Source organism: Rhodopirellula sp. JB055, from assembly GCF_043100905.1.
Taxonomy (GTDB): domain Bacteria; phylum Planctomycetota; class Planctomycetia; order Pirellulales; family Pirellulaceae; genus Rhodopirellula.
In genome coordinates this window covers 1-2,976 of sequence record NZ_JBICHO010000600.1, presented here as the reverse complement: position 1 = coordinate 2,976, position 2,976 = coordinate 1, and the positions used below count along the sequence as shown (strand labels likewise).

General features: G+C 56.4%; 2 protein-coding genes and 1 pseudogene. 2 read left to right on the top strand and 1 reads right to left on the bottom strand.

The annotated features are described in order from the left end of the window. On the top strand, window positions 1–749 hold a 749-nt coding region (locus ACF8AM_RS23515; protein ID WP_392557991.1), incomplete at its 5' end, for an AsmA-like C-terminal region-containing protein. Window positions 750–915: 166 nt separating this feature from the next. After that, window positions 916–2,025, top strand: a complete 1,110-nt coding sequence (locus ACF8AM_RS23510) for a polysaccharide biosynthesis/export family protein (protein WP_392557990.1) — start codon at window positions 916–918, stop codon at window positions 2,023–2,025. Between the two features lie 257 nt (window positions 2,026–2,282). Here the strand turns inward: ACF8AM_RS23510 and ACF8AM_RS23505 are convergent. Beyond that, window positions 2,283–2,976 (bottom strand): annotated as a pseudogene (locus ACF8AM_RS23505) (transcriptional regulator); the annotation flags it as partial.

Genomic DNA, 2,976 nt, shown 5'->3' with positions numbered 1-2,976 from the left:
GTTCTCGTGTCGGTGGAGGCCAATTGGAAGGCGGCCTGCTGCTGTCATCCGGACGCTCGGGTGGCGTTGATCTAACGAGTCACTGGAAGACGCGGCGAATGGACTTCGTTCGCTTGACGGATCAACTCGGTCGATCCAGTTCGCTGGCCAGCGGTGAAATATCCGGCGAGATTTCGCTGCGTGGAAAATCGATTCAATCCATCGATGATCTGTTCGGCCGCTTTGATTTCAAATTGGGTGACACCCGCGGTGCGGCGGTGCCGGGTTTGCTCGCCGCATCCCGTTTTCTTGGGCCGATTTCGCTGGCCAACCAATCATTCGATGTAGGAGAAGCCAAAGGCATCATTGGCCAAGGTGTCGTCGTGCTGGATGAGTTCTGGCTGGGGGCTGACAACGCGCTCGTGCAAGCGGATGGCAAGGTTTACTTGCGTAGCGGCCGTTTGGATTTGAACGCGTTGATTGCGACGGGTGACTACCGCGACATCGCGGCAAACTTTACCCAATTGGCACAACAGTACGCTCTTCGCTCGCTTCTTCCTGCGTCTGCGATCCTCAGCGTCTCGGAACTGCTTCGCGACCGGACACTGGTCGTGGCCGTGATGGGATCCACGCAAAGTCCGATCGTGCGGCTGCGTCCCGTCGAAACATTCCGCGAAGAAACCGCCCGCTTCCTTCTTCGCGAAGGCCAACGATTGGTCTTGGCAGGAATCACCGCCGGCGCCGTCGATGGAATCGACGGCGGATTCTAAGTCTGCTTGCGTGCGAAAACGCTGACTGATTCGCGTGAGCGTTTGAATCGCGGGCGAGGTTTGCGGGTTGTGATGATCACCACGGTCTTCGTGAATCAGTCACGTCAGTTCTATTCTTTGAGCCGATTGTTCGTAGGGAAAGGATTCCACGGCAAGAGGTAATAGGATGAGTTTTTCTGGTCATCAGATTCTGTTCACGCTCGGGTGCTTGCTCGCAATGGCCAGCACCGGTTGCAGCACGCTGGGGCTGTCGCTGTATCCGTCCGGTGCGACGCTCACCAGCGAAGCGAAACAGGTGCTCGATGCCTCTCGAATCCCAGGCGGAATCGCTCGAGAGAATGCCAAGCAAGTCTTGCCGCCGCGAGCGTTGCAGCCCGGTGACGCTCTGTTGATCGAACCCATCAATCTGGAACGCGACCTGCGATTGCCGGCCGACCAAGTCGTCTTGGCCGACGGAACATTGGACCTGGGGCCTTACGGACGTGTCATCGTGGCCGGCCGCGATCTCGAACAAGCGGAATCACTCATCGAGCAACAAATCGTTCACCAGATTCGCCAGCAAGAATCCGACTGCAAACAATTCGCCAGGGAACAATTCTCCAGGGAACAAGGCTCGGAATCGAACCGACCAGAACCACGGCCCGAAAATTGTGACTCCATCGCCGTCAACGTTCGACTTCTCGAACCAGTCGATCGGTTTTATGTGCTGGGCGAAGTCAACGCGCCGGGTGCCTATCCGCTGTCCGGATCTGAAACCGTGCTCGATGCCATCGTGTCCGCAGGCGGTTTGACATCCAGCGCCAATCCATGCCAAATCCTGCTGGCACGGCCAACCGATCCCTGCGAATGCCGCGTCACGTTGCCGGTCTGCTACCGCGAAATCGTTCAAATGGGAAACACCGCAACGAACTATCAAATCCAACCCGGTGATCGCGTTTTCGTCGCGTCGCGAAGCTGCTTGGATGAGCTGATGTTTTGGAGAGGCAGCCGGCCTTGTGAACGTTGTTCCGGATGCAATCGTGCCTGCCGCAACCCCGAGTACGTTACCGCCAAACCCATGGCCATGGTTCACGACGCGATGATTCCCCCGGGCAGCGTTGGCTGGATGCGATTGTCGAGTGATGCCACGCAACCAGGCGGACTGATGGAACCCGAGAACGCCGTGGGTGACCAAGACGCGAGCTTGAGTGATTACCTCGACACTCAGGACTCGCAAGTCAAAACGAGCGATGCGGATATCGACGGCGAACTCGAATTCGCTCCGCTCTCGCAATGAGCAACGAATCAGTGTCGAACGCGAAAGCGTGGCATCGCAGCCCGTTGATTGAGTCAGCCGGAACGCGATCGCGTCTGGTTCGCCTCCAGTGATCGTGGGCGAAGCAGGCACACAGGTTTCATCGGGTATGGGAGCCGTGGGCGTTCGCCACGTTTTTCACACACAACCGGGGCGAACGCTGAAATGGATCCGATGGTTGTGCCTGATCATTCCCGTCGACCTGCTTGGTGACCGTCGGCTGATGCCGCCGATCGGAATCATACTCGTGAAGACTCAGCCGGTGATCGTTCCCTGTCCCATTTGGATTGAACTTCGGCAAGCAGAGACCCGTCCAAATAAGACACATAGCGTTCAGCTTTGTTGTATTCCGCGATCGCTCGCCAGAAATCAATCTCGCAAAGCACGTATTTCTCTCGGCACTGCAAAACCACGTTGGCCGGTGTGGCTCCCACTGCAAACTGTGCCGTCCTGGCACTCGTTTCGTTGTAGATTGCCACACACTGCTCACGATTGGCTTCGTAAAGCTGGTACTGCTGATTCGTTTTCTTGATCGCCTCACTCAGCTTGCTTGTCAGCAGACGCTTGTCTTCCTCTAGCTTCGAATTTTCTCGAGCGATCCGAAACGCTGCGTTTTGAATTCTTGCCAGTTCCCTTCTCGCTGCAACCAACGCAAACAAACTTTCTCGATCGATGGTGATTGACTTGTGCCGAGCATGAAATTCTTTGAATTGCTCGAGCGTATCACCGCTGCCAACAGGCATGAGAAACTGTTCAATGACTTCGGCGTCGACCTCTTTCGCGAGCTCCGCTTTCGCCGCTGCCATTTCCGCTTCACCTTGCTCGATTCGATTTCTGCTCGCTCTTAGCTCGGGAACGGTTTCCATCATCTTACGAACACTGGCAGCAAACTCATGTTGCGTTGGCTGCCGCATCGGATCGTCGATCGGATCA